Genomic DNA, 23,254 nt, shown 5'->3' with positions numbered 1-23,254 from the left:
CATTTGTATGGAATAGAGGAGGGGAATGTATGGACCAACGATATGATTTTAATAACAACTATAATCAAAAAGTAAGCACTCCAAATCATGATGTAAGAATGATAGGCCGTAAGAATCTGGAGATCACAGGTGTTAAACAGGTTGAAAGCTTTGATAATGAGGAATTTTTGCTTGAAACAACCATGGGTTTTCTGGCAATACGCGGGACAAACTTGAAGATGAAGAACTTGGATGTAGAATCTGGTGTAGTGAATATCGAAGGGAAAGTATTCGATCTTGTTTACCTTGACCAGCAAACCGGTGAAAAGAATAAAGGTTTCTTCGGCAAATTGTTCAAATGACATTGACCGTTCAGTTTCAAACCATGCTGGCTATGGTCTTCATGGGGATATGGATCGGTATGGCTGTTGATACCTACAGCCGGTTCATCCATGAAAAGCGAAAGTGGCACTGGCTACATTTCTTAAATGATTTGCTCTTTTGGCTGGTACAGGCTTTGCTGGTTTTTTATGTTCTTCTTCATGTTAATCACGCGGAAATTCGTTTTTATATTTTTATAGCTTTAATTTGCGGTTATGCTGCTTATCGTGCTCTTTTAGAAAACATATATAAAAAGCTGCTGGAATGGTTTGTGTCAGCTGCTGCAGCAATTTTCCGCTTCTTATACAATCTGTTCAACAGTTTACTTGTGATGCCGATAAAATGGTTGATTATGATTATTTCGGGTATTCTTTTATATGTATTAAAGCTTTTACAAAGAATAGTCGTTGTTTTATTAAAAATTCTTTTTTCTCCTTTTAAGTGGATCGGAACGCTTGTATGGCGTTTCATTCCAAAACAAAAATGGTATAATTTAAAAGAGAAATATTTAAAAGTTGCAGGGTTTTTTAATTCTGTGAAGAATAAAGTCAGCAATTGGAAGGGAAAAAAGAAGTAAAGGAGGGGAAGAGCGAACAAATGCGCCAAAAGAAGATAACAGAGATTCACTCACAATACATCCAGAATAAAGAACGCCATGAGAAGGTGATCGCTAAACGTAAACGCGGGCTATACCGGCGTTTAACGGGGGCTTTTATCGTATTTTCCTTTTTTGCTTTTTTAATTATTACGGGTATTGCAGAGCAACTCTCCCTTTTAAATGAAAAACAGACGGAACAGAAAGAGCTGACCGAAGAATATAAAGCTCTTTTAGAAGAAAAGGCACAACTTAAAGACGAAGTGAATAAACTAAAAGACGAAGAATACATTGGAGAAATCGCCAGACGCGACTTTTTTATGTCAAAGCCTGGTGAAACAATCTTTAAACTTCCAGAATAAAGCAAGAAGCGTTCATTGACACGCAGATTTTTTCGAATGTATAATAAGTATTGATATCTTTTGAGATTTTTTAAGGAGGAGCATTTTTTGCATGTCAATTGAAGTAGGCAGCAAGTTGCAAGGGAAAGTTACTGGGATTACTCATTTTGGAGCGTTTGTTGAGCTGCCAGGGGGTACTACAGGACTCGTGCATATTAGCGAAGTTGCGGATAATTACGTAAAGGACATCAACGAATTTCTTAAAGTTGGTGATCAAGTCGAAGTAAAGGTTATGAGTATCGAGAAGGACGGAAAGATCGGTCTGTCTATTAAGAAAGCAAAAGAAAATGTTGCTTCCACTAGACCTGCACCATCAAGAGGCGGATTCAACAAATCCCGCAAAGGTCCAAATCGCGGCGGAAATAATCATCCTACTGCATTATCTTTTGAGGATAAGATGAGTAAGTTCCTTAAAGATAGTGAAGACCGACTCACAACTTTAAAGCGTAGTACTGAATCAAAAAGAGGTGGCCGCGGCGGCCGAAGAGGATAATTGATGCATTTTTAATGCTCATTCATCTATATATGGCTAGCATCCTATTCATTAGGATGCTTTTTGTTTACAGTTTTTTTTCTAGTTGTTTAACAGAGCTTTTATTGTGGTTTTTATAAGAGTCATCGTAGACAAGTTAATTGTGTAAGGTGCGAGACTCCTGCGTGCCAGCCACCTGCATATACTTCTTGTAAGGCATGCGACGAGGAACACGCTTCTGCAGGATTTGCTTGTAGACGCAGGAGCACAAAAACTTCCTTGATGGTGAGACCTCGCCAGCGCGAAGTGATAGGGAGGCTCACCGCACGCCCCGCGGAAAGCGAGCGCCTGTAACGGAAATTAACTACTGCAAATACCAACAGAAATTACGAAAACAGCACTTATAAAAACTTTTTCGACAAAAATTGAAAAGAACCGTTGACAGATATCTAGGATTCTTGTAATATACTACTTGTGTCTTTTACAAATGGCGGTGTAGCTCAGCTGGCTAGAGCGTACGGTTCATACCCGTGAGGTCGTGGGTTCGACTCCCTCCGCCGCTACCATTTTTTTTGACACTTACATATTTAAATTTTCAAGAGTATCCGCTTAGGGTGCTCTTTTTTTTGATCTTTATAATTTCCTTCATCGTTATCCGGATTTAATCCCCGAAGTTTTCAAGGTTTAACCATTTATTTTTCATCATAATTCTTCTTAATCTCTTTTAATTCAATGCTTAAGATTTTATTTTTATACGAATGCTGTCCTCTTTTGCTTTTCTTTCGTGAAATTGTGGGGAAGACCGTCGAGAAGTTTTTCTAGTAAACATTGCTCTTTTGACAAAATCTTTGTTCTAAACCTGTTTATAATGGTTACACAAATTGGAAACGGGTGGTGTATGGGATGTGGCAAAAGGTAGAACAAGAAGTACTCGAACCGATTAGAGGCATGGTGTGGGTAGAAAAAGGACAGCAGGCAGTTTTTAAGACGAGTAAGAGATGGCTTCAGCTTTTGAACCAGAGCATTTTTAATTGGAGAATGCTGTTGTTTGGAATTGGCTTTTTGTTAGGACGAGCTATGATTTTAGCTGAAATGTCTCCATTTGCATTACCTTTTGCAGCGAGTGTATTTGTCTTAAGAAAAGAACGGACAGGCATTGCCGTATTTGCAGTACTAGCTGGTGCGATGACACATCAGCCGATCAATGCCTTGTTCTTCATAAGTGCCTTGCTTGTATATGCTTGTCTGCAAAGAGGAACAGATCTTTTTATAAAAAATAGAATTCAAAGCTTGCCTCTATTGGTATTTGGATCAAGCTTGATAACTCGAACGTTATTTTCTTTATTTGGGGAAGGCGGACTTGAGCGGGTCGATACGATGCTTGCTCTTGTAGAGGGTGGACTGAGCTTAGTGCTCACATTAATCTTCCTTCAATCCATTCCTTTGTTAACGTATAAGAAGATTCCTCAGTCACTGAAGAATGAAGAAATTGTTTGTTTGATGATCCTTCTCGCCTCGGTAATGACAGGAACAATCGGCTGGCAAATCAATGATGTCTCCGTTGAACATGTCGTATCCCGTTATCTAGTGCTTTTGTTTGCTTTTGTTGGTGGAGCTGCTATCGGTTCTACGGTTGGTGTAGTCACTGGTTTAATACTCAGTCTGGCTCAAGTGGCAAGTCTGTCTCAAATGAGCTTGCTCGCGTTTTCTGGATTGCTAGGCGGACTTTTAAAAGAAGGAAAGAGATTCGGGGTAAGTTTAGGGCTTATAATTGGTACTGTATTGATCGGTTTGTATGGTGAGGGCAGGGCAGAAATTACATCTACCTTGATGGAATCAGGCTTTGCGATCCTTCTGTTTCTGTTAACACCAAAAACAGCGATCAGCAATATATCAAAATATGTTCCGGGAACAAGAGAGCATTCGATGCAGCAGCAGCAATACTTAAAAAAGATTCGTGATGTTACGGCGAGCCGTGTTGAAAGATTTTCTTCTCTTTTCCAGGCGCTGTCCCATTCGTTTGGTTCAGTTGGCTTGTCTTTGAATGAAGAAGAGAGCTCGCGGGAAGTTGATTTATTTTTAAGCAATATTACGGAAAAAACATGTCAAACATGCTTTAAGAAGGAACAATGCTGGGCTCAAAATTTCACTTCCACCTATGATTTAATGACAAAAATCATGGTTGAACAAGAAGATTACGGAGATATAAAAGACCGGAAACTAAAACGGGATTGGGAAAAACATTGTATTAAACCGCAAAAAGTAACAGATTTAATGAAACAAGAACTATCTCAATATAAAGCAAGCCAAAAATTAAAAATTCAAGTTCAGGAAAGCCGCAGATTGGTGGCTGATCAGCTAATGGGTGTTTCTCAAGTCATGGGTAACTTCGCAAAGGAAATTCAGCGGGAACAAGAGAACCACCAGATGCAGGAAGAACAGATTAAGGATTCATTGTTCCAGGCAGGGATTGATGTTGGACATGTTGATATTTATAGCTTGGAAGCGTCAAACGTTGATATCGAGATGACGATCCCTTATTGCAACAATTCCGGAATTGCAGAGAAACTTATTGCGCCTATATTATCGGATATTTTAGAAGAGACGATTCTTGTCACGCATGAGGAATGTGCCAATTATGCAACAGGCTTCTGTCATCTATCGTTCCATTCAGCAAGAGAATATGTGGTTGAAACAGGGATTGCTTCAGCGGCAAAAGGGGGAGCGTGGCTTTCTGGAGACAGCCACTCGACGATTGAAATTGGTGCCGGCAAATTTGCTGTAGCTATAGCTGACGGAATGGGCAACGGAGAACGTGCATTCATAGAAAGCAACGAAACCCTTCAGCTGCTGCAGAAAATTCTGCAGTCAGGCATTGAAGAAGAGGTAGCGATAAAATCAGTAAATTCCGTTTTATCACTAAGAACAACAGACGAGATCTTCTCAACGCTTGATCTGGCCATGATCGATCTTCAGGACGCATCTGCTAAGTTCTTGAAAATTGGTTCGACTCCAAGTTTTATTAAGCGCGGTGACCAAGTAAAAACAGTGGAAGCAAGCAACCTGCCGATGGGCATCATTCAGGATTTTGACGTGGATGTCGTGGACGAGCAATTAAAAGCAGGAGATATTCTGATTATGATGAGTGACGGGATCTATGAAGCACCTCGCCACATTGAAAATATTGATGCGTGGTTAAAGCGCAAAATAAGAGAAATCGATACAGAGGATCCTCAGGAAATCGCAGATCTTATTATGGAGGAGGTTATCCGGTCAGGAAATAACGGTATAGAGGACGATATGACAGTAGCGGTAACGAAGATCGAAAAAAATATTCCAAAATGGGCAACGGTCCCTCATTACCCGAAAGTAAACTTAAACAGAAAGAAAGCTCAATAGTTTAAAAGAATGAGAGGCTGTCCCGAAAGTAAGTAAACTTACTTTCGGCAGCCTCAATTTTTTTTCCAAAGCACGAGGAGGCTCACCGCCTGTCTCGCGGAAAGCGAGCATCCTGGAGCGGAAATCAACATCTTCTTATAGCAACAATTTTTTACGAATATATAAAAAGAGGCATGACTTTAAACGTTTTTAGTTTTAAGTCATGCCTCTTTTTCATGAGCAAAAAGCCCGTTTAAGCGTATATTCCGAGAGCTTATTGTCGATGATGGTAATACGTTAAAAATCGTACTTGAGAGGGGTTAGCGAAATGCGTAAAAAAGGAACGTTAAGGCAGATTCTGCTGATTACAGACGGGTGTTCAAATCAAGGTGAAGATCCAGTAGCGATGGCGGCACTTGCTCATGAACAAGGCATTGCAGTAAATGTAATCGGCGTATTGAATGAAAATGCTCCTGAGTATCACAGACAGGGATTAAAAGAGGTAGAAGACATAGCGATGGCTGGAGGCGGAATCAGTCAGGTCGTTTATACGAAGCAGCTTGCACAAACGGTGAAGATGGTAACGCAAAAAGCGATGGCCCAAACGATTAAAGGTGTCGTTAACGCAGAGTTGCAGCAAATCCTAGGAAGCAAGTCTACGATGGATGACCTTCCTCCGGATAAACGCGGAGAGGTAATGGAAGTTGTTGACGAAATGGGAGAAACTATGAACCTCGAAGTATTGGTATTAATAGATGCATCCGGCTCAATGGAAGATAAGATGCTGACAGTTCAGGAATCATTGCTCGATCTATCTATCTCGTTAAATTCGAGAATCGGTGAAAATGAGTTTTCGATCTTTGCTTTTCCTGGCAAAAAGAAAGAAGTGGAAGAATTGTTAAGCTGGTCTTCTAAACTAGATTCAATCGGCAAAATTTTTTCAAAGATTACACTTGGCGGAATTACGCCGACAGGACCGGCAATAAAAGAAGGGATTGCTGCGTTCACTCGTAAACGATCCTCGAAAAGGAGCTTCTTGTCCGATGATGCCTCAGGATATATCGAAGAGTCCGGTATGTAACTTAGCTGCAGGAGAAGAAATTCGCGGAAAATGGAATCATTTCATTTATCGTATACGCCGCCGTTTAGGTTATGGTGCGACAGGCGCAGTGTATCTTGCAGATTCTATTAAAGGCACGGTTGCTTTAAAGATCGGACATGACCAGATGTCGATTACATCAGAAGTTAATGTGCTGAAGCGTTTTTCTAAGGTCCAGGGGAAAGTCCTTGGACCTTCTTTAATCGATGTGGATGATTGGCAGATTAGAAGCGGAACATACCCGTTTTATGTGATGGAATATTTAAAAGGTGAGACGCTTTTTGATTTTATGAGGCCGAAATCTTCCGAATGGGCGGGAATTCTGCTCGTTCAGCTCTTAACGGATTTGCACACTCTTCATCAGGCGGGCTGGGCTTTTGGTGATTTAAAGCCTGACAACCTGCTTGTTACAGGTCCCCCATACAGGATCAGGTGGATTGATGTTGGCGGCACAACCGTCATGGACCGGTCAATAAAAGAGTACACAGAGTTCTTTGACCGGGGGTATTGGGGAAAGGGATCACGAAAAGCGGAGCCTTCTTATGATCTATTTTCAGCTGGAATGGTTATGGTCAACCTGGCTTATCCATCACGTTTTACGAAAAAGAGTGATCCTGACAGACAGATGCAGGATATAAGAAAAAACAGTCCCATCCTTAGACCATATGAAGATATTCTTGAGAAGGCATGGAACGGAAAATATAGATATGCTGAAGAAATGAGAAATGAACTTGTGCTTTTATTAAATGAAAAAGATAAACGCACGGTTCAGCAAAATAAAAAGCCTGCTGTTCATAAGTCAGCTGTACAAAAGCAGACAAGGCAGTCACAAAAGAAGAAACAAAAAAGTTTTTTTGTCGAAACTTTTTTAGTATTTACTTTTGTATTTGTCGTTTATTTATTTTATATGCTCGGCCAGACGATGTAAGAGTGTAAGTCAGCATCATTCTTTGATATGATTTTATCGAGAAATCAGTATGAAGGAGCGGGTTAGGTTGCAGCATGTTGAAAATTTCATAAAAAAGCACCAGCTTCTTTCATCTGCGAAAACAGTTGTTGTTGGCGTTTCCGGAGGACCTGATTCATTGGCATTGCTTCATTTTTTATGGAAACGGTCAGCCATGTACAGCATTGCAGTAGTTGCGGCATCCTTTAATCATAAGCTTAGGGGAGAAGAGTCTGCTCGTGAACTGGCGATTACCGAAAAGTTTTGTGCAGAAAGAAACATCCCGTTTGAAGGCGGAGAAGCAGATGTGGCAGACTATCAAAAAGAGAACCATCTCTCACTACAGACAGCAGCCAGAACATGCAGGTACAATTTTTTTGAGCTGGTGATGAAGAAGCACGAAGCAAATGTTCTTGCACTCGCTCACCATGGTGATGATCAAGTAGAAACGATGCTGATGAGGATGACAAGAGGAAGCGAAGGATACAGTCTTGCAGGAATACCTGTTAAACGTCCTTTTGCAAAAGGTGAAATTATTCGGCCGTTTTTAGGAATAACGAAAGCCGAAATCGAGCATTATTGTAAAGTAGAAGATCTTTATCCTGTTTATGATCCGTCGAACGAAAGCGAAAAATATGTGCGAAACAGGTTCAGAAAAAAAGTACTGCCTTTTTTAAAACAGGAAAATCCAAATGTTCATGAAAGGTTTCAGTATTTAAGTGAAACCATTACAGAAGATGAAGCGTATATATTACATCAGGCTGAAATAGAGTTAGAAAAGGTTTTAATAGTCAAAACAGAGGGGAAAATAGAGTTATCTGTATCCGCATTTAACAAGATGCCTATTCCTTTACAAAAAAGAGGGATTACACTAATATTGAACTATCTGTATAAATTAAATCCTTCATCTCTTTCCTCTGTACATAAGGAAAACTTTCTTAGTTTGCTCGGAAGTGAGCATCCATCCGGATTTTTGCATTTTCCGTCAGGCCTTTTTGTCAGCCGAACTTATGACAGATGTACGTTAAGTTTTGAGCCGGTAAAAAATGAAGAACCATCTTATGAGTTTTCAATGGATCTGCCTGGCATAGCAGAAGTGCCGATTGGAATATTAACTGCTGAAATAACGGATTGTGAACCAGCTTCAATTAGAGGAAAAGATGTTTTTGTGTTTTCACCGAATGATGTAAGTCTCCCTTTACGAGTTCGAAACCGCAGACCAGGTGACCGGATGGCGATTGCCGGCGTCGGTACGCGGAAATTAAAAGATATATTTATTGATGCTAAAGTGGCACAGGAAGAACGGAAAGTTTGGCCTGTCGTTGTTAATGCAAACGGCGATATAATTTGGCTTCCCGGACTGAAACACACTGGACGCAAATCTTTAAATCATTCTGAACAGTGGGTTATCTTACGCTTTCAAAAAAATCGCCATGACGTCTAGGAGGCTTGTTGAACTATGCATGATGAAATTTTAGAAACACTTATATCTGAAGAAGCCATTCAAGGGAAAATTAAAGAACTTGGAAAAGAGCTTTCAGAGGAATATAAGGACAGTTTTCCATTAGTAATTGGAGTTTTAAAGGGTGCATTACCTTTTATGGCAGACCTGATTAAACGAATGGATATCCACCTTGAGATCGATTTAATGGCTGTTTCCAGCTATGGAGCTTCTACCGTTTCTTCCGGTCAAGTGAAGATCGTTAAAGATTTAGATACTTCCTTAGAAGGTCGAGACGTAATCATTGTAGAAGATATTATTGACAGCGGATTGACTCTTAGCTATTTGGTTAACTTGTTCAAAGCACGCAAGGCCAAAACGGTTAAGATTGTAACATTGTTAGATAAGCCAACAGGACGAAAAGTAGATATTACACCAGATTTAGCTGGCTTTATCGTTCCTGATGCTTTTGTTGTCGGCTACGGCTTGGATTATATCGAGAAGTACCGCAACTTGCCTTACATTGGCGTATTAAAGCCAGAGATCTACGAAAAGTAAGAATAACAGAACCGCATAAGATTTGATTGTTCGCCTAAGGAGGTAAGGAATGAATCGCATCTTCCGTAATACTATATTTTATTTATTAATCTTTTTAGTTGTAGTTGGAGTTGTCAGCTTTTTCAACGGCAACAACAATGAAGTAAAAGAAATCCGTTATGACCAGCTGACAAAGTACATTGAAGACGGTAAAGTAGAAAGCATTGTTTACCAGCCAGAGGGTGGCGTATATGTTGTCCGAGGAAAGCTGGAGGGAGCGAAAGAAGGAGAAGTATTCCAGACGAATGCTCCGTTAACCGGCAATACACTTGCTGAAATTGAACAGCTTGCAGACAGTGCAAATGTTGAATTCAAACAGCAGGAACAGACGAGCGGCTGGGTTACGTTCTTTACATCAATTATCCCGTTTGTCATTATCTTTATTTTATTCTTCTTCTTGCTTAATCAAGCCCAGGGTGGCGGAAGCCGTGTAATGAACTTTGGGAAGAGCAAGGCAAAACTTTATAACGAAGAAAAGAAAAAAGTTACGTTTAAAGATGTAGCTGGAGCGGATGAAGAGAAGCAAGAACTTGTAGAAGTTGTTGAATTCTTGAAAGATCCTCGCAAATTCTCTGCACTTGGTGCACGTATTCCTAAGGGTGTTCTTTTAGTCGGACCTCCGGGTACTGGTAAAACACTTCTTGCACGTGCTGTAGCAGGTGAAGCTGGCGTTCCGTTCTTCTCGATTTCAGGTTCTGATTTCGTTGAAATGTTCGTCGGTGTCGGTGCTTCCCGTGTCCGTGATTTGTTTGAGAACGCCAAGAAAAACGCTCCTTGTATCATTTTCATTGATGAGATTGATGCTGTAGGACGCCAGCGTGGTGCTGGTCTTGGAGGCGGCCACGATGAACGTGAGCAGACCCTGAACCAATTGCTTGTTGAGATGGATGGTTTCGGTGCGAATGAAGGAATTATTATCATCGCAGCTACAAACCGTGCTGATATTCTTGACCCGGCACTTCTTCGTCCGGGACGTTTTGACCGCCAGATTCCGGTTAACCGCCCAGATGTAAAAGGCCGTGAAGAAGTTCTTCAAGTGCATGCGCGCAATAAGCCGCTTGCAGAAGACGTTAACTTAAAAACGATCGCGATGCGTACTCCAGGTTTCTCTGGTGCGGATCTTGAAAACTTATTAAACGAAGCGGCGTTAGTTGCTGCTCGTTCTGACAAGAAAAAGATCGATATGGATGATGTAGATGAAGCGATTGACCGTGTAATCGCAGGCCCTGCCAAGAAGAGCCGTGTTATTTCTGAAAAAGAAAAGAACATTGTCGCTTACCATGAAGCTGGTCACACAGTAATTGGTCTTGTTCTTGAAGGTGCCGATACCGTTCATAAAGTAACAGTTGTTCCTCGTGGCCAAGCTGGAGGATATACGGTTATGCTTCCTAAAGAAGATCGCTATTTCATGACTAAACCAGAATTAGAAGATAAGATCGTTGGATTGCTTGGAGGCCGTGTTGCCGAAGAGATTACATTCAAGGAAGTAAGTACAGGTGCTCATAATGACTTCCAGCGTGCAACGGGTATCGCTCGTCGCATGGTAACGGAGTTTGGTATGAGTGAACGTCTCGGACCTATGCAGTTTGGTTCTTCTCAAGGAGGCCAAGTGTTCTTAGGAAGAGATTTCAATAATGAGCAAAACTACAGTGATGCAATTGCACATGAGATTGATTTAGAAGTACAGCGCATCATTAAAGAATCTTATGAGCGCTGCCGCCAGATTCTTACAGAGCACAATTCTAAGTTAGAAATCATTGCTCAAACATTGCTGACTGTTGAAACGCTTGATGAAGAACAAATCAAAGAACTTGTTAAAACAGGTCAGCTCCCTGACAAAAAGACAATTTCTAAACCATCTGATGATGTTAAGGTTACTCTTAACAAAAAGGATGAAGAAGAACCAAAACAAGATTAATTTTTACAAAAGGATGCCTCAGATCTTGAGGTGTCCTTTTTTTGTAAGTCTGTTTGATTTCATAGTGGTGGGTCTTGAAAGCAGTTGATTTCCGTTACAGGTACTCGCTTTCCGCGGGGCAGGCGGTGAGCCCCTTTGCCGCTACGCGCCTTAAAGTGTCTCACCTGACCGCTTGTCCCGCAGGAGTCTCGCACCTTTCACTCCAATCAACTTGTCAGTGGAGGGAAAGAATTGAAAGACCAACAATTAAGAGGAGAGTCTATTTATCAAAGATCTTTTGTTATCACTGAAGTTATTTAGCTTAGTAACTTCGCTTTTTACATGGATGTTTTAAGGGGTTATTGCTATTGATGTTTCTCTTTTTCTTCATTGAAAAGTTGATTGTAACGTAAGGTTGCCGACTCCTACGGGACGAGCGGTCAGGTGGAGACTCCTAATGGCGCAAAGCGGCAGGAGGCTCACCGTACGCCCCGTGGAAAGCGCGCAACCTGGAGTGGAAATCAACGACTTTCAAGAGCACCAATGAATACTCTACAAATACTCCAATAAACCGCGTTACTTTACTCCTATACGTTTTATGTTATAACTATTATAGAAACTTAAGATAAGAAGCGGGGACAAATTCATGATTTTTGTGTTTGATGTCGGAAATACGAATATTGTTTTAGGACTATATGAGAACGATGAACTGAAGCACCATTGGAGAATTCATACATCACGTGAAAAAACAGAAGACGAATACGGCATGCTGATACTCGATCTGTTCCGGCATGTGAATATTAATAAAGAACAAATCGAAGGAATCATCATATCATCTGTTGTTCCTCCAATCATGTTCGCATTAGAGCGTATGTGCTTAAAATATTTTAATCAACGTCCGCTGATTGTTGGTCCTGGAATTAAAACCGGGCTGAATATAAAGTATGAAAACCCAAGAGAAGTTGGAGCTGACAGAATCGTGAATGCAGTTGCTGCAATTCATGAATACGATTCACCATTGATCATTGTCGACTTTGGAACGGCTACAACATACTGCTACATTAATGAAAATAAACAATACATGGGCGGAGCAATTGCCCCGGGTATCAATATTTCTACAGAAGCGCTTTACACGAAAGCAGCTAAGCTTCCGCGTATCGAAATCGCAAAGCCTGAAGGTGTAATTGGGAAAAATACAGTTAATGCAATGCAAGCCGGCATACTTTATGGATATGTAGGACAAGTAGAGGGTATTGTAAAAAGAATGAAGGAACAATCACCGATTGAGCCAACTGTAATCGCAACAGGCGGTCTTGCGAATCTGATCGCAGCCGAAAGCAGTGTTATTGATCATGTAGATCCTTTCTTAACATTAAAAGGTCTATTGTTTATTTACGATAAAAACAAGAACGGCTAAAGGATGAGTTGTAATGAATGACTATTTAATTAAAGCCCTTGCATTCGACGGGCAAATTCGTGCATATGCTATTTCAACAACAGAGATGGTAAGCGAAGCGCAACAAAGACATAATACGTGGCCGACCGCATCAGCTGCACTTGGAAGGGCGATGACTGCTTCTACCATGATGGGAATGATGCTAAAAGGCGAAGACAATAAAATTACAGTTAAAATTGAAGGCGGAGGTCCGATCGGCGTAATCATCGTTGACAGCAACACGAAGGGTGAAACACGTGGTTATGTTACGAATCCTCAAACTCATTTTGATCTAAACAGCAAAGGGAAACTGGATGTAGCACGCGCTGTCGGAAAGAACGGATATCTGTCTGTATTAAAAGATATCGGAATGCGTGAAAAATTCACAGGACAAGTACCAATGGTTTCAGGTGAACTAGGTGAAGACTTTACGTATTATTTTGCTTCTTCTGAACAAGTGCCTTCTGCAGTAGGTGTAGGCGTGCTTGTAAATCCGGATAATTCTATTAAAGCTGCGGGTGGTTTTATCATTCAGGTGATGCCAAATGCATCAAATAGTATTATCGATCTTTTAGAAGAGCGTATTAAAGCCATTCCGCCAATCTCACGGCTAATTGAAAAAGGATTGACTCCTGAAGAGATTTTATTTGAGCTTTTAGGAGAAGATCAAGTTCAAATCTTAGAAAAGTCACCAGTTCGATTCCAATGTACGTGTTCACACGAACGTTTCGGCCAAGCAATTGTAAGTCTTGGAGAACAAGAAATCAAAGATATTATTGAAGAAGACGGGCAAGCGGAGACAAATTGCCAGTTTTGCAATGCTACCTATGTATTCACAAAAGAAGAACTTCAAACTTTGCTTGAACAAGCAAAATCCTAGACCCGGAATTTTTCCGGGTTTTGATTTACACATGAAAATTTTTTTTTTGCGTACGATTGTAATAGGACGGATTTCACAGGCTTTTAAATTGACACTTGATTTCCATAGTTGATACAATTAATCCAATAAAAATACTCGGTTTTAGGAGTGATGGCGAATGGTTCGTGTGGCACAATCGATTACAGATTTAATCGGTCAAACCCCTGTTGTGAAATTGAATCGATTAACAACAGAAGATATGGCAGATGTATATTTGAAATTAGAATTTATGAACCCAGGAAGCAGTGTAAAAGATCGTATTGCATTAGCGATGATCGAAGATGCTGAAGAGAGCGGCAAGTTAAAAGCAGGCGACACGATCGTTGAGCCTACAAGCGGAAATACCGGGATTGGATTAGCGATGGTTGCAGCTGCAAAAGGATACAAAACTGTTCTTGTTATGCCTGAAACAATGAGTATGGAAAGACGGAATTTGTTAAGAGCATACGGAGCGGAACTTATATTGACTCCTGGACCTGAAGGAATGGGCGGAGCGATCCGGAAGGCCGAGGAACTATCGAAAGAAAAAGACTATTTCATGCCCCAGCAGTTTAAAAATGAAGCAAACCCAAAAATTCACAGAAATACGACCGGAAAAGAAATTATTGCACAATTTCCTGATGGTTTAGACGCTTTCGTGTCGGGCATTGGTACAGGCGGAACAATTACGGGTGCAGGCGAGGTTATAAAAGAAAAATATCCTGAAGCTAAAATCTATGCTGTAGAGCCGACTGACTCTCCAGTTCTTTCAGGCGGTAAACCAGGACCCCATAAGATACAGGGAATAGGTGCAGGTTTTGTTCCCGATATTTTAAAAACAGATATTTATGATGAAGTCTTGACGATCTCAAATGATGAAGCATTTGAGTGGGCGAGAAGAGCAGCACGTGAAGAAGGGCTATTAGGAGGCATCTCTTCAGGTGCAGCAATTGCAGCTGCGTTAAAAGTAGCCAAAAAGCTCGGAAAAGGAAAAAAGGTACTCGCTGTTATACCAAGTAACGGTGAAAGGTACTTAAGCACACCGCTTTACCAATTCGAAGACTAACATTACCGCTCCCTTATGGGGGCTTTTTTTATGTATAGGTCGTTGTTTCTTTACTAAATGATTTTTGCTGATGAATTTTTTGCGAAGATACTTCATTGAAGTTGATTGGAGCGTAAGGTGCGAGACTCCTGCGGGACGAGTGTGGCAGGTGAGACTCTTAAAGGCGCGAAGCGCAAAGAGGCTCACCGCACGCCCCGCGGAAAGCGAGCAACCTGGAGCGGAAATCAACCACTCCTATGGCAGCAAAGCATTCATAAACACATTTGAAAATGCAGGAAATTGACAGAAAGGTGTGCCAAAGTGAAACGCCTCATGTACAATGTAAGCAGAAGATTTTTGGGAGAGTGACCTTATGGGGAAGAACAAGAAATGGCATGTGCTGCATACTAATATTCCGCTTTCTAAAGAAGAGTGGTTTTTTAAATATAAAACTTTGTCAGCAACCGAACCGCGTCATGTTTTATTGGAGAGCGGAAGAACAGGAAGGTACAGCATTATCGGACTTTCTCCATTCGCTGAGGTTTCTGGAAAAGAAAATGTTTTAACGGTAAAAACAGACGACGGGATCACTGTAAAAAAAGGACCTGTTTACAAAGAGTTTCAGCAATGGTTTAAGCATTTTGAGATCGAACCAGTTGAAGGTCTGCCGGACTTTACAGGCGGCGCAATCGGATATTTAAGTTATGACCTGACTCGTGAATTCGAGAAACTTCCTGCACGTTCAGATGATGACCTAGAATTGCCTGATTTATATTTCTTATTATTTAAAGATGTGTTCGTCTATGATCATGAGACGAACAAGCTTTGGATTCTCGTTTTAAGTGCAGAAAAAGATAATCTATATAGTTTGGACAAGCTGCGTGCGTTTAAGGAAATGTGGCATACAACTATTTCCCCGCAGCCTACAAAAATTTATGATCAGAGCCTTTCAAGCGATGAGGACTTTAAGCACGTATCTATGACAGAAGATGTTTTTGTTGAAGCTGTCAAAAAGGTTCAGTCCTATATCTCGGACGGAGATGTATTTCAAGTGAATCTGTCTGTTCGACAATCAAAAGCACTGCAGACGGAGCCTTTTCGTATATACGAAGAACTAAGAAGGATTAATCCTTCACCTTATATGGGATATTTAGAAACTCCTGACTTCCAGCTTGTCAGTGCTTCCCCGGAGTTATTAGTAAAGAAAAAAGGCGATTGTGTAAGCACTCGGCCTATTGCGGGTACACGCCCGCGCGGAAGAACGGAAGAGGAAGATTTGGAGCTAGCAAATACGCTCATCGAAAATGAAAAAGAACGTGCAGAACATGTGATGCTCGTTGATCTGGAAAGAAACGATCTTGGCAAGGTTTCAGCATACGGAACAGTTAAAGTGGACGAGTTTATGGTTATTGAAAGGTATTCACATGTCATGCATATCGTTTCAAATGTAGTTGGGAAATTAAGACCAGAATGTGATGCTTTTGATTGTATAAAAGCTACGTTTCCAGGCGGAACGATAACAGGAGCTCCGAAGGTAAGGACGATGGAGATCATCGAGGAGCTTGAACCAGTCAGAAGAGGCGTTTATACAGGAAGCATCGGATGGATCGGGTTTAACGGCGATACAGAAATGAATATCGCAATACGCACGATGGTATGTCAAAATGGAACTGCGCATGTTCAAGCAGGTGCAGGTATTGTTATTGACTCGATACCAGAAAGTGAATATAAAGAGAGTTTGAAAAAAGCAGAGGCGCTGTGGCGTGCCAAAGAGCAAAGTGAGCTCGGGTCAATATTGGTATAAAAACAGCACATGAGAGGAGAAGAGACGAGATGATTTTAATGATTGATAACTATGATTCTTTTACGTATAACCTCGTTCAATACTTAGGTGAGATGGGTGAGGAGCTAGTCGTAAAACGAAATGATGAAATTACAATTAAAGAGATCGAACAGTTAAATCCAGAATTTCTGATGATATCACCTGGACCATGCTCTCCAAATGAAGCGGGTATCAGTCTGGAAGCGATACGACATTTTGCTGGGAAGATTCCTGTATTCGGCGTGTGTCTAGGACACCAGGCAATTGCCCAGGTTTTTGGAGGAGATGTAGTTCGTGCCGACAGATTGATGCATGGCAAAGTTTCTCCTGTTCTCCATGATGGAAAAACAGTATATAAAGGCTTAGAGCAGGAATTTCCTGCAACGCGCTATCACTCGCTAATTGTAAAAAGAGAAACGCTGCCTGATTGTTTTGAGATTTCCTCTTGGACAGAAGAAGGCGAGATTATGGGAATCCGCCATAAAGAACTCCCGATCGAAGGGGTGCAATATCATCCTGAATCCATTTTAACGGAGGATGGAAAGAAACTTTTAAGAAACTTCATTGATTTCTATAAAGGCAAAAACGTATGTACATCTATATAAATGGAAAAGTTCTAACAAAGGAAGAGGCCGTAATTTCACCTTATGACCACGGGTTTATGTATGGTCTTGGAGCGTTTGAAACGTTCAGAACGTATAATGGCTTCCCTTATTTGATTGATGAGCATATGGAACGGCTTCAAGAAGCACTAAAAGAGTTAAATATTGATGCAGTAATAAATACAGATCATGTTATAGAAATGGTTCAAACCCTTCTGCAAAAAAACAAACTGGAAGATGCATATTTTCGTTTAAACGTCTCAGCCGGTGAAGGTGATATAGGATTGCAAACCGATCCGTATGAAAATCCCGCTATTATTCTTTTTACGAAGCCGCTTCCGCAATCTATGGCTTCTGCGAAAGAACTGGTAATACTCAAGACCGTCCGCAACACTCCAGAGGGCAATCAAAGGATAAAATCACATCACTACTTAAACAGCATACTTGGCAAAAGAGAGCTTAGGGATCCAGCAGGACAAGAAGGTGTGTTTCTAACAAAAGAAGGGTTTATCAGCGAAGGCACAGTCTCCAACCTTTTTTGGTTTAAAGATGGAACATTGTTCACTCCGGGGTTGTCAACGGGTATTCTAAACGGAATTACAAGAAAATGGGTTTTAAATGCTTCAGAGAAAATGAACATTCCTTTTGAAACGGGGAATTATAAAATAAATGAACTTCATAATGCGGATGAAGTCTTTCTAACAAATTCGATTCAGGAACTTGTCCCGGTTAACCGGTTCGAACAAAAACACTTTCCTGGTGCGGAAGGGCAACTTTTTCAAAAACTAAAAACGAATTACACGGAAGATACGAATAATAGACACCGAACGATTTAAGGTTTTAAGAAAGGGTAGATAGTCTATGCATGAAATGATCACGAACCAGCCTAAGCTGATTTGCGGAGAATACGTACTCGATTTTTCGAAAAAAACATATGTGATGGGGATTTTGAACGTAACTCCTGATTCTTTCTCAGATGGCGGACATCATAACCGGATTGAGCAAGCCATCCTCCACGCAAAAGAGATGGTGAGGGACGGAGCTGACATTATCGATGTTGGCGGTGAATCCACTAGACCTGGTGCTGCAAAAGTAACCCTCGAAGAAGAACTGGAACGGGTGATCCCTGTCATTGAAGCATTGAAAAAGGAAGTTAATGTGCCGATTTCAATCGATACGTATAAAGCAGAAACGGCAAGACAAGCTGTTCAAGCTGGTGCTCATATCATCAATGATGTATGGGGGGCTAAACTGGATCCTGATATGCCGCGTGTTATGGCCGAAACAAATGTACCTGTGATTTTAATGCATAACCGGTTCGACACCAATTACCAGGAGTTCATGGCCGATGTAATTGCTGACTTGGAACTCAGTATAGCAATAGCTGTTAAGGCAGGAGTTAAACCGGAAAACATTATCCTTGATCCTGGAATCGGGTTCGTTAAATCCTTTCAGCAAAATCTTGAAACAATGAGAAGACTAAATGAAATAACAAACATTGGCTATCCAGTATTACTAGGTACTTCCCGAAAATCGATGATCGGAAAAGCACTGGATCTTCCAGTTGATGAACGTATGGAAGGGACAGGGGCTACAGTCTGCCTAGGAATTGAACGAGGCTGTTCAATCGTACGTGTGCATGATGTTAAAGAAATAAGCAGAATGGCTAAAATGATGGATATAATGCTTGGGAAAGGTGCTGAGAGCCATGGATAAAATGTATGTGACCGGCATGAAATTTTATGGCTATCACGGCGTTTTTGCTGAGGAACAAAAGCTCGGCCAGCGGTTCAACGTAGATGTAACACTGTCGCTTGATCTTTCAAAAGCGGGACTTACTGATGAACTAGATCAAACGGTTAACTATAAAGAAGTTTATGATGCAGTAAAAGAAATTGTTGAGGGAGATCCGGTCAAGCTTTTAGAGTCTTTAGCTGAAAGCATTGCAGCGTCTCTGCTCAGTAAATTCACTTTTGTCGATGAAACAACGGTAAAAGTAATAAAACCAGATCCTCCGATCCCAGGGCATTATGACTCGGTTGCTGTTGAAATCACAAGAGGACGGAGTTAAATGGAGCCAATGAATACAGCTTTCTTGTCTGTCGGATCGAACATGGGAGACAGGGAAGGGCTGCTAAAAAAGTCAATAGAGCTTCTTGGCAGATATCCAGAAGTTTTGATAGAGAGTGTATCTTCTATATATGAAACAGATCCAGTAGGATTTACTGATCAGCCGCTCTTTTTGAATTTAGCTATAAAACTCAAAACCAGTCTTTCTCCACAGGCATTATTGAGTAAAATGCAACAGGTAGAGAACGATTTGGATAGAAAAAGAGTTCAAAAATGGGGACCTCGAACAATAGACCTTGACATTTTATTGTATAATAGTGTAAGTATACAGACGGAAGACTTAGAAATTCCGCATCCACGTATGCTTGAAAGGGCATTTGTTCTGATACCTCTTAGCGAAATTGCTCCAGATGACGTTTATCCGGATAAAACAATTTCTTTACATCAAGTCCTTTGCGAACAAAGAGATAAAGAAGGTGTACGCATATGGAAGAAGACCGACTTGGAAGACGCATCCGTGCGTTCAGAAAATTAAAAGGCTATACGCAAGAGCAGCTTGCTAAAGATATCGGTATTTCAGTATCGGTTCTTGGCGAGGTTGAAAGGGGCAGCCGAAAGCCCAAAGTAGATTTGCTTCACAAAATAGCGAATCAATTTAGTATTAACGTTGAAGAGTTACAGTAAGCAGATAGATTTTATTAATTGATTGGAAACGAGGTGATATGGACGTTGAAAATCGGTGATATTACGTTGAAAAATCCTGTTGTCCTTGCCCCTATGGCAGGTGTGTGCAACCCTGCATTCCGTTTGATCGCAAAAGAGTTTGGAGCAGGACTTGTGTGTGCAGAGATGGTAAGTGACAAAGGAATTCTTTATGAAAATGAAAGGTCGCTTAAGATGCTATATGTAGATGAACGTGAAAAACCGTTAAGCCTTCAAATTTTCGGTGGAGAACGTGAATCATTGGTAGCTGCGGCTAAATATGTTGATAAGCATACAAATGCAGATATTATTGATATTAATATGGGATGCCCGGTTCCTAAAATTACAAAGTGTGATGCAGGAGCAAAGTGGCTGCTTGATCCAGACAAGATCTATGAAATGGTAGCAGCAACAGTAGATGCTGTTCAAAAGCCGGTAACTGTAAAGATGCGTGTTGGCTGGGATGAAGATCACATTTTTGCTGTAAAAAACGCACAGGCAGTCGAACGTGCAGGCGGCGCAGCAGTAGCGGTTCATGGCCGTACACGTGTTCAGATGTATGAAGGAACAGCAAATTGGGACATCATCAAACAAGTAAAAGAAAATGTTTCGATTCCTGTAATCGGAAATGGTGATATCTCAACACCTCAAGAAGCGAAAGAGTGTCTCCAGAAATATGGCGTTGACGGTGTAATGATCGGGAGAGCGGCTCTCGGAAATCCTTGGATGCTCTACCGTACCGTTCAGTACCTTGAAACTGGAGAGATCCTTCCTGAACCGAATGCTCGTGAAAAAATGAATATCTGCATGCTCCACATGGATCGTTTGATCGAACTTAAAGGCGAAGATGTTGCAGTCCGAGAAATGAGAAAACATGCAGCTTGGTATCTAAAAGGGTTACCGAAGACAGGATCTGTCCGAAATGAAATTAACCAGATGACGACACGTGACGACATGAGCAAGTTATTGTTCAATTACGTAGAACAGGTCGAAGAAATACAGCAAAAAATCAGCTGATTAAAGTGACATACAGCCAGATCATCAGATGACTGGCTGTTGTTTGCTTAAGTGCTCAAAACAGCAGCCGGTGTTTCCTTTTATTAAAAACTGAGGAGGAATAGCATATGAATATGCTAAAACTCACACAAGAAGGCACCAGGAAGCTTGAGAAAGAACTTCAATACCTGAAAAAACGCAAAAAGGAATTCCGGAATTCACCGGAAAAAGATTTCATAATAAGCCGGATGGAAGAGATAGAGAGAGTATTATCATCTTCTGTTACTTGGCCAGTTGTAAGGGAAGCGGGAGATTTTGTAGAAGCCGGTTCAACCATTACAATAGAGGAAACCGTCTTTAAAGAGAGATACACATATACAATTGTTCATCCTTATGAAGCGGATCCCCGTGATAATATGATTTCTGTTCATTCCCCGATTGCAAAAGCCGCTATTGGTAAAACGGTAAATACATTAATTTGTATTCAAGTACCGGCGGGTGAAAATTTAACTTATAACATAATAGATATTCAAAACTGCTAAAGGTAGGAGTGTTCCCATGAGTCAAGAAGTAGAATTAAATGATTTGCTGCGTGTGCGGCGCGAAAAGTTAGCTTCTCTAACAGAAAAAGGATTAGATCCGTTTGGTACAAAGTTTAGCCGTACTCATACAGCTGCTGATCTTGTAACTGAATATGGAGAAGTTGAAAAAGAAGAACTGGACAGCCAGGAGATCGAAGTTACTCTTGCTGGACGTATCATGACTAAGCGCGGAAAAGGTAAAGCTGGTTTTGCTCATATTCAGGACTTAACAGGTAAAATTCAGATTTACGTAAGACAGGATGCAGTCGGCGAAGATCAATATGATTTGTTCAATACTATTGATATCGGTGACTGGGTAGGAGTTACCGGATTGGTATTCAAAACAAAAGTCGGGGAACTTTCTATTAAAGCAAAAGACTTTCAGCTTTTAACTAAATCCTTGCGTCCTCTTCCAGACAAATTCCATGGATTAAAAGATGTTGAACAGCGCTACCGTCAGCGTTATGTCGATCTAATCATGAACCCAGAAGTAAAAGATACTTTTATCTCCCGTTCAAAGATTATTCGTTCTATGCGCCGTTACTTAGATGACCATGGCTATTTGGAAGTTGAAACACCAACGATGCATTCTATTCCTGGGGGAGCATCTGCCCGCCCGTTTATTACACATCACAATGCATTGGACATGGAGCTTTACATGCGTATTGCGATCGAGCTTCACTTAAAGCGTCTGATCGTAGGTGGTCTTGAAAAAGTTTATGAAATCGGCCGTGTATTCCGTAATGAAGGTGTATCTACTCGCCACAACCCGGAATTTACGATGATTGAACTGTATGAAGCTTATGCTGATTACCTTGATATTATGGAACTTACTGAAAACCTGATAGCACATATTGCGGAAGATGTGCTCGGATCAACCACTGTAAAGTATGGTGATTATGAAGTAGACCTTAAGCCTCGCTGGAAGAGAGTTCATATGGTCGATGCTATTAAAGAAGCAGCGGGTGTGGATTTCTGGCCGGAAATGTCAGATCAAGAAGCTCGCGAACTAGCTAAAAAGCATAACGTGCCAGTAAAAGATAATATGTCTTATGGACATGTTGTAAATGAATTCTTTGAGCATTTTGTTGAAGAAAAGCTTATTCAGCCAACATTTGTATACGGACATCCGGTTGCGATTTCTCCTCTTGCTAAAAAGAATCCAGAGGATCCGCGCTTTACTGACCGTTTCGAACTATTTATCGTAGGGCGCGAACATGCTAATGCTTTCTCTGAGCTTAACGATCCGATTGATCAGCGCGAACGTTTTGAAGAACAATTAAAAGAACGTGCTGAAGGCAACGATGAAGCACACATGATGGATGAAGATTTTGTAGAAGCACTTGAATATGGTATGCCTCCAACTGGCGGACTGGGAATCGGTATTGACCGCCTGGTTATGTTATTAACGAACTCACCATCTATCCGTGACGTATTGTTATTCCCGCAAATGCGCCATTCAGAGAAATAGTTATTTTAAAACCAGCCCTGTGCTGGTTTTTTTATTTATACAGGAATGAATTGTTTTTGTTTTGAGAAAGATAATTGAGGTGCTGGTAGAATAATTGCCATTTCACAATATCTTGTGTTTGAAGGTTAATTGTTTAGCCCATATTGTAATTAGCTTTAAGGCGGGATTGTTTGAAGAAAAAATGTTTAACTATTTTAAGAAAAACTATTGTACAAGAGTGAAAATGGTGGTATATTATTCTTCGTCGCAAGGAATACTAACGTGTTGATTGCTTATCAAAAACGATTTAAAGTTTTTCGAAAAAGCTGTTGACAACAAGGGTTGCGGCATGATAACCTAATAAAGTCGCCAAAACGAGCGACAAGCTTTAAACAAACAAGTTCTTTGAAAACTGAACAAAAGCAAAGGTAAGGAATTAAGAATTAATTCCGTCAGTAATAAATTAG

At 40.8% G+C, this 23,254-nt stretch carries 23 protein-coding genes and 1 tRNA gene; all 24 read left to right on the top strand.

Annotated elements, in window-relative coordinates; translation table 11 throughout:
- The first annotated feature begins 29 nt into the window (after nt 1-29).
- Nucleotides 30-341 (top strand): sporulation protein YabP, encoded by a 312-nt coding sequence (yabP, locus tag ACFQ4X_RS19200; RefSeq protein WP_066285426.1) that lies wholly within the window; start codon nt 30-32, stop codon nt 339-341.
- Nucleotides 338-937 carry a spore cortex biosynthesis protein YabQ gene (gene yabQ / locus ACFQ4X_RS19195; protein WP_379838035.1) on the top strand — a complete coding sequence of 200 codons (600 nt, stop codon included), beginning with the start codon at nt 338-340 and terminating at the stop codon, nt 935-937. Before yabP ends, yabQ begins: the two co-directional genes overlap by 4 nt.
- Nucleotides 938-957: 20 nt before the next feature.
- On the top strand, nt 958-1,317 hold the full coding sequence (locus ACFQ4X_RS19190) for an FtsB family cell division protein (RefSeq protein WP_066285430.1): 360 nt from the start codon (nt 958-960) through the stop codon (nt 1,315-1,317).
- 91 nt (nt 1,318-1,408) lie between these two features.
- The gene (locus tag ACFQ4X_RS19185) at nt 1,409-1,849 is read left to right on the top strand and encodes a S1 domain-containing RNA-binding protein (RefSeq protein WP_066285431.1); all 441 of its coding nucleotides are present in this window, start codon (nt 1,409-1,411) and stop codon (nt 1,847-1,849) included.
- Between the two features lie 468 nt (nt 1,850-2,317).
- Nucleotides 2,318-2,394: transfer RNA gene (locus ACFQ4X_RS19180), tRNA-Met, on the top strand.
- 337 nt (nt 2,395-2,731) lie between these two features.
- Nucleotides 2,732-5,227 carry a stage II sporulation protein E gene (gene spoIIE, locus ACFQ4X_RS19175; RefSeq protein ID WP_379838032.1) on the top strand — a complete coding sequence of 832 codons (2,496 nt, stop codon included), beginning with the start codon at nt 2,732-2,734 and terminating at the stop codon, nt 5,225-5,227.
- Nucleotides 5,228-5,534: 307 nt separating this feature from the next.
- Nucleotides 5,535-6,287, top strand: a complete 753-nt coding sequence (locus ACFQ4X_RS19170) for a vWA domain-containing protein (RefSeq protein ID WP_379838030.1) — start codon at nt 5,535-5,537, stop codon at nt 6,285-6,287.
- A complete protein-coding gene (locus tag ACFQ4X_RS19165) occupies nt 6,250-7,233 on the top strand; it encodes a serine/threonine protein kinase (protein ID WP_379838028.1) in 984 nt (327 codons plus the stop codon). Before ACFQ4X_RS19170 ends, ACFQ4X_RS19165 begins: the two co-directional genes overlap by 38 nt.
- Nucleotides 7,234-7,300: 67 nt before the next feature.
- Complete coding sequence (gene tilS, locus ACFQ4X_RS19160; protein WP_379838026.1) at nt 7,301-8,695, top strand: tRNA lysidine(34) synthetase TilS; 1,395 nt, start codon at nt 7,301-7,303, stop codon at nt 8,693-8,695.
- A gap of 15 nt (nt 8,696-8,710) precedes the next feature.
- A complete protein-coding gene (gene hpt / locus ACFQ4X_RS19155) occupies nt 8,711-9,250 on the top strand; it encodes a hypoxanthine phosphoribosyltransferase (protein WP_066285441.1) in 540 nt (179 codons plus the stop codon).
- A gap of 49 nt (nt 9,251-9,299) precedes the next feature.
- Nucleotides 9,300-11,207, top strand: a complete 1,908-nt coding sequence (ftsH, locus tag ACFQ4X_RS19150) for an ATP-dependent zinc metalloprotease FtsH (protein WP_077365625.1) — start codon at nt 9,300-9,302, stop codon at nt 11,205-11,207.
- Between the two features lie 625 nt (nt 11,208-11,832).
- Nucleotides 11,833-12,603, top strand: a complete 771-nt coding sequence (locus ACFQ4X_RS19145) for a type III pantothenate kinase (RefSeq protein ID WP_379838023.1) — start codon at nt 11,833-11,835, stop codon at nt 12,601-12,603.
- A gap of 13 nt (nt 12,604-12,616) precedes the next feature.
- On the top strand, nt 12,617-13,501 hold the full coding sequence (gene hslO, locus ACFQ4X_RS19140; RefSeq protein WP_379838021.1) for an Hsp33 family molecular chaperone HslO: 885 nt from the start codon (nt 12,617-12,619) through the stop codon (nt 13,499-13,501).
- Between the two features lie 157 nt (nt 13,502-13,658).
- The gene (gene cysK / locus ACFQ4X_RS19135) at nt 13,659-14,585 is read left to right on the top strand and encodes a cysteine synthase A (RefSeq protein ID WP_379838019.1); all 927 of its coding nucleotides are present in this window, start codon (nt 13,659-13,661) and stop codon (nt 14,583-14,585) included.
- Nucleotides 14,586-14,937: 352 nt separating this feature from the next.
- Nucleotides 14,938-16,368, top strand: coding sequence for an anthranilate synthase component I family protein (locus ACFQ4X_RS19130; RefSeq protein WP_379838017.1), 1,431 nt, complete (start codon nt 14,938-14,940; stop codon nt 16,366-16,368).
- Between the two features lie 29 nt (nt 16,369-16,397).
- Nucleotides 16,398-16,991, top strand: a complete 594-nt coding sequence (gene pabA / locus ACFQ4X_RS19125) for an aminodeoxychorismate/anthranilate synthase component II (protein WP_379838015.1) — start codon at nt 16,398-16,400, stop codon at nt 16,989-16,991.
- Nucleotides 16,976-17,824: an aminodeoxychorismate lyase gene (pabC, locus tag ACFQ4X_RS19120; protein ID WP_379838013.1), complete on the top strand. Its 849-nt coding sequence runs from the start codon at nt 16,976-16,978 to the stop codon at nt 17,822-17,824. Before pabA ends, pabC begins: the two co-directional genes overlap by 16 nt.
- Nucleotides 17,825-17,858: 34 nt before the next feature.
- Complete coding sequence (gene folP / locus ACFQ4X_RS19115; RefSeq protein ID WP_379838090.1) at nt 17,859-18,704, top strand: dihydropteroate synthase; 846 nt, start codon at nt 17,859-17,861, stop codon at nt 18,702-18,704.
- The gene (folB, locus tag ACFQ4X_RS19110) at nt 18,697-19,059 is read left to right on the top strand and encodes a dihydroneopterin aldolase (protein WP_379838011.1); all 363 of its coding nucleotides are present in this window, start codon (nt 18,697-18,699) and stop codon (nt 19,057-19,059) included. The genes folP and folB overlap by 8 nt, the downstream gene beginning before the upstream one ends.
- A 9-nt stretch (nt 19,060-19,068) precedes the next feature.
- A complete protein-coding gene (gene folK, locus ACFQ4X_RS19105) occupies nt 19,069-19,593 on the top strand; it encodes a 2-amino-4-hydroxy-6-hydroxymethyldihydropteridine diphosphokinase (RefSeq protein ID WP_379838088.1) in 525 nt (174 codons plus the stop codon).
- Nucleotides 19,545-19,742, top strand: a complete 198-nt coding sequence (locus ACFQ4X_RS19100; RefSeq protein ID WP_066238222.1) for a helix-turn-helix domain-containing protein — start codon at nt 19,545-19,547, stop codon at nt 19,740-19,742. The genes folK and ACFQ4X_RS19100 overlap by 49 nt, the downstream gene beginning before the upstream one ends.
- Nucleotides 19,743-19,787: 45 nt before the next feature.
- Nucleotides 19,788-20,777 (top strand): tRNA dihydrouridine synthase DusB, encoded by a 990-nt coding sequence (gene dusB, locus ACFQ4X_RS19095; RefSeq protein WP_379838009.1) that lies wholly within the window; start codon nt 19,788-19,790, stop codon nt 20,775-20,777.
- Nucleotides 20,778-20,884: 107 nt separating this feature from the next.
- Nucleotides 20,885-21,298 carry a GreA/GreB family elongation factor gene (locus ACFQ4X_RS19090; protein ID WP_379838007.1) on the top strand — a complete coding sequence of 138 codons (414 nt, stop codon included), beginning with the start codon at nt 20,885-20,887 and terminating at the stop codon, nt 21,296-21,298.
- A 16-nt stretch (nt 21,299-21,314) separates the two neighbouring features.
- Nucleotides 21,315-22,808, top strand: coding sequence for a lysine--tRNA ligase (gene lysS, locus ACFQ4X_RS19085; protein WP_379838005.1), 1,494 nt, complete (start codon nt 21,315-21,317; stop codon nt 22,806-22,808).
- Nucleotides 22,809-23,254 lie beyond the last annotated feature (446 nt).

This window comes from Fictibacillus halophilus (assembly GCF_042680145.1).
In the GTDB taxonomy this organism is placed as follows: domain Bacteria; phylum Bacillota; class Bacilli; order Bacillales; family Fictibacillaceae; genus Fictibacillus; species Fictibacillus halophilus_A.
This window is presented reverse-complemented; position numbering and strand designations above follow the sequence as displayed.